The following is a 4,572-nucleotide window of genomic DNA, read 5'->3' on the forward strand; positions in this document are numbered from 1 at the left end:
TCCATGTCCGCGGTCTGGCGGGAGTCGGCAAATCGACGCTCGTACGGCAGTGGGAGGCGACAGCGCGGCACGAAGGCGCGGTGACCGCCGTCGTGGGCGACGACGTCCACAGCGCGGTCGAGGCCATGGAGTCGCTCAGCACCCAACTGGGGCGCCAGGGCTGTGCCCTGAAGTCGTTCGACAAGCTGCTGGCCACCTACCGGCAAAAGCGTCACGAGGCCGAAGCCGCCTCCGCCGTACCGGCCATCCAGGGCATGCCTGAGGTTCAGGGTGCTCACAGCGCACCGGAAGCAGGCGGCGCGGCCCCCTCGTCCACCAGCGTGCTCGCCGCGCAGGTCGGTGTGGCCGGGCTGGGCCTGGTCCCGGGGATCGGCGCGTTCAGCGGTGCGATCCGCCCGGAGCAGGTGGCCTCCGGTCTCGACCACATGCGTGCGGCGCTCAGTTCGTGGCTGCGCAGCCACGAGGACGTGGAGCTGGTGCTCTCGCCGCTCAAGGTGCTCACACCGCTGTTCCTGGCCGATCTGGCCGACGTGGCCGGGCGCCGGCCCTGGGTGGTGCTGTTCTTCGACACCTATGAGCGCACAGCGCCATTGCTGGACCTCTGGCTGCGGGACATGCTGGTCAGCGAGGCATTCGGAGCGGTGCCGGTCAATGTCCAGGCGGTCCTGGCGGGCCAGGGCTCCCTGAACGCCGCGTGCTGGGGCGACAGCCTCGACCTGGTCACCGATGTCGCCCTCGAGCCCTTCACCCCGCAGGAGGCCCGAGCGCTGCTCGCCGCCGGTGCGGTCACCGATGAACGTGTGGTGCAAGCGGCCCTGCGGCTGTCCGGCGGACTGCCGGTGCTGCTGGACGCTCTCGCCAGGAGCCGCCCCCAGCAGGCAGATGCCGTCGGTGATCCCTCCGACACGGCCGTCGAACGCTTCCTCAGGTGGGAGACAAACCCCGCACGCCGCGATGCCGTACTCGCCTGCGCGCTGCCCCTGCGCATCGACGAGGACATCCACCGGGCTCTCGTGTCCGCCCCCGCCGCCGACGCCACCACCGACGACTCCCCCTCCGGCGCCGACGGCTTCCGCTGGCTGCGCGCACTGCCCTTCCTCAGCGACCAGTCGGGGCGGCTGCGCTACCACGACGTCATTCGCGCCCCGATGCTGCGCGTAATGCGCTCCCGCTCCCCCGTCCAATGGCGCCGGCTCCACGACCGCCTAGCCTCGCTCTTCGCCGGCTGGCGCCGCGATCAGGAACGGACGCTGCCTCCGGAGCAGTCCGCGTACTGGGACGATCCCCTCTGGCGGGACCACCGGCTGGACGAGACGTACCACCAGCTGTGCGCGCAGGGCCGCGTCGCCCTGCCCGACGCCCTGCACGACGCGGTCCGCGCCTGCGGCCACAGCATCGAATCCCTGCGCCGCTGGGGCCAGTTGCTCCTCCAGGCCGGACAGGACAGCGACGCCCCCGATCTCGTCAGGACCGGACAGCTGCTGCTGGACTGCGCCGGGCAGCCCTCCGGTGACATCGAGGCGCTGACACGACTGCTGGCCACACCCGGCATCGCCACGCGGGGGCGGGCGCTGGCCCACACGCTCCGTGGCCGTCTGCACCGCATCGACGGACGTCACGAGCAGGCGCTTGCCGACTACACCGCCGCCCTGACGCTGGATCCGGACCTCGCCCGCGCCTATACGGGCCGCGGGCACACCCACCAGTCCATGCGCCGCTACGGAGCGGCCCTGGCGGATCACAGCCGTGCCGTCGAACTCGATCCGCGCTCCCCGGTGCACCTGATCAGCCGCGGCTCCGCCTACCACAATCTGCGGCGCTACGAAGAGGCCCTGGCAGACTTCGACCGCGCCCTCAGCCTCGATCGCCATGACACGTGGGCTCTCGAGTTCCGCGGCTTGGTCCACCATCACATGGGCCACCACGAAGCGGCACTGTCGGACTACACCGACGCCATCGCCGTCGATCCGCAGGGCGCGTGGGCCTATGCGGCCCGCGGGGACGTCCACCTCGCTCTGGGCCAGCACGAACGCGCCCTCGCGGATCTCGATCACTCGCTCTCCCTGGAGTCGCAGTTCCCCTGGCCGCACTGCTGGCGAGGAGAGACCTACCGCGCCCTGGGCCGCCACACGGAAGCCCTCGCGGACTTCGCCCGCGCCGCCGAACTGCGCCCCGACTGCGGCTGGTTCCCCTACCAGGCCGCCCTGACCATGAGGCTCTCGGGAACACCCGGCGAGGCAGAGCAGTGGCAGCGCGCCATGGACATCTACGAGGCACAGACACTCGGCGATGCCGCCTTCGCGCACCTGCCCCGCAGCAACCTCCTGGTGGTCCTGTGCGCACTGCCCGACTGGGAACGCGCCGGCGAGCAGCTGCGCACCTTCCTGTCCCACGCCCCCTCACGGCACCAGATCGCGGAGGCGCTCACCGACCTGGCAGACCTCCAGCGAGCCGTGCACGTCGATCCGGGCAGCCTGCAGCCGATCACCGCCCGCCTTCGCGACGCCCTGAGCGACAGCGCGTGACACGCGCCGATCCCACTGCTCCGGTCAGGCCTGCGCCGTACATCGCGGGCCTTCTGATGAGATCGTCGTCGGATTCGAGTACATGCTTTTCAGGGAGGCTGCCGGATGCCCGAAGTGACGCTGACCGAAGTGATGGCCGAGTTGGCCGAGCTCGAGGACCCCAAGGCACGCGAGGCGAACGAGAAGCGCGGTGACGATCACGGGGTGAACCTCGGCAAGCTGCGTGCGCTCGCGAAGCGGCTGAAGACGCAGCAGGAACTCGCCCGCGAGCTCTGGGCCACCGACAACACCGCGGCGCGACTCCTCGCGCTGTTGATCTGCCGCCCGAAGGCGTTCGAGCGCGACGAGCTGGACACCATGCTGCGCCAGGCGCGCGCACCCAAAGTCCACGACTGGCTCGTGAACTATGTGGTGAAGAAGAACCCGCACGCCGAGGAGCTGCGCCTGGCCTGGCTGGCCGACGCCGATCCCGTGGTCGCCGCCGCCGGCTGGGCGCTGACCGTCGAGCGCGTGGCGAAGAAGCCCGAGGGCCTCGACCTGGCGGGGCTGCTGGACATCATCGAGGCGCAGATGAAGGACGCCCCTGACCGGCTGCAGTGGGCCATGAACCACTGCCTGGCCCAGATCGGCATCGAGCACGCCGAGCAGCGCGCCCGCGCCCTCGGCATCGGTGAGCGCCTGGAGGTCCTCAAGGACTATCCGACGTCCCCGGGCTGCACCTCTCCCTACGCGCCCAGCTGGATCACCGAGATGGTGCGCCGCAAGGACGAGAGCTGAGCTCATCCGCAGGCGCGGTCCGCTGCGTCGAGCGAGGCCGCCTCGCCCGGGCTCCAGATCCTGACCGTGCCTGGAAAGCAGGCGTCCCCCGGCCGTGCGCGAACTCGCCCTGCTCGTCGGCGTGCGCCCGGCCGTCCGCATGTCTCATCCTGAACCTGAGAGTCACACACCACTCCAGAGGACCAGCAGACCCGCCTGACCGGGCCGGGCCGGGCCCCGCGCGCAGTCATCGCCACCTGCGCTCGTTCCCGGGATGTACGGGATCACGCAGCGCTGCGACTTCCGGGCGGAACTGCGCGATGAGGTCCTCCCTCAGCAGACGGGTGAAGGCACGGCGCAGTTCATGCGACTCGTCATCCAGCGGCAGTCCGTGGCGCAGCTCCCACACATAGGTGGCCTTGAGCTGATACTCCAGCGGGTTGTAGACCGCGGTCAGCCAGCGGTAGAGATCGTCCGAGGCGAGCAGCAGGAGACGGCGGTAGGCTTCGTCCCTGCTCCTGACCCGCGCGTTGAGTTCGTCGAGATTTCCCTCCCACCCGCGGTCCTCGAGGTAGGCGAGCCAGTCGACCCAGGCGTTCACCGCCAGGAGGAACCCCTCCAGCGCGGCCAGCTTCCGGTCTTCCGCCTTCTCCACCAAATTGGCGCGCAGCCGCAGGATCTCCACCCGACGGGTCGCCACCGATGCCACGAAAGCACCCAGCAGCGCCGCACCGGCACCTACCACCGCCGCTACCACCGTGGCATTCACGACGCCCCCATTCCGCCCCGTCCAGCCCCGCTGTTCGAGTGTGGCATCGCACCTCCTGGCGCCCGGCCGCCGAGCGAGACTCAGGCACCCCAGCCGAAACACGACGCGGTTTCTTGCGCCCCGGCCGCCAGATTCGGCCATCGGGTCAAAGGCAGGACGGTAAACTGGGCAGCGCAGGTTGCTTCTTTGTCGTCCTGTGAGTCGTGCGTCTTGCTCCACGTCGCCGAAGCAGGTTGCAGGGTCTGGTCGTCGCAGTGCCGGCGGTCACGGCCAGCGTCAGCTGGTTGTCGTCCGTGCAGGCCGGCAGTGGGTCGGCCGGTGTGACCCCAGGAACTGTTAGTTGGTCTTGGGCAGGTGGTGATCGAGTGTGCTGACGGTGCCTCGCTCGCACAGCGGGCGGCGACCGACGGCGGCCAGTTGCGCAGTTCGTCGTAGAGGACCCTGCCGAGCCGTGCGTACGCAGCAGTACCGGCCGCCATCGCTTCGTGCCCGGCTACGCACTGACATCGGCTGTCTCCCGTT

Annotated in this window: 3 protein-coding genes; 2 read left to right on the forward strand and 1 reads right to left on the reverse strand. The window is 70.1% G+C overall.

All coding sequences use genetic code 11. The features are described 5' to 3' along the window. Both ACQKIP_RS40415 and ACQKIP_RS40420 read left to right on the forward strand, forming a co-directional pair. Window positions 1-2,525 (forward strand): tetratricopeptide repeat protein (locus ACQKIP_RS40415; RefSeq protein WP_427745316.1); only part of this gene is annotated, 2,525 nt, incomplete at its 5' end. Window positions 2,526-2,630: 105 nt separating this feature from the next. Continuing rightward, the gene (locus ACQKIP_RS40420) at window positions 2,631-3,302 is read left to right on the forward strand and encodes a DNA alkylation repair protein (RefSeq protein WP_365864968.1); all 672 of its coding nucleotides are present in this window, start codon (window positions 2,631-2,633) and stop codon (window positions 3,300-3,302) included. A gap of 226 nt (window positions 3,303-3,528) precedes the next feature. Here ACQKIP_RS40420 and ACQKIP_RS40425 read toward each other — a convergent pair whose 3' ends face one another. Then, window positions 3,529-4,050 carry a hypothetical protein gene (locus ACQKIP_RS40425; protein WP_365864966.1) on the reverse strand — a complete coding sequence of 174 codons (522 nt, stop codon included), beginning with the start codon at window positions 4,048-4,050 and terminating at the stop codon, window positions 3,529-3,531. Between the last annotated feature and the right edge of the window lie 522 nt (window positions 4,051-4,572).

Source organism: Streptomyces sp. NPDC059900, from assembly GCF_050270335.1.
In the GTDB taxonomy this organism is placed as follows: domain Bacteria; phylum Actinomycetota; class Actinomycetes; order Streptomycetales; family Streptomycetaceae; genus Streptomyces.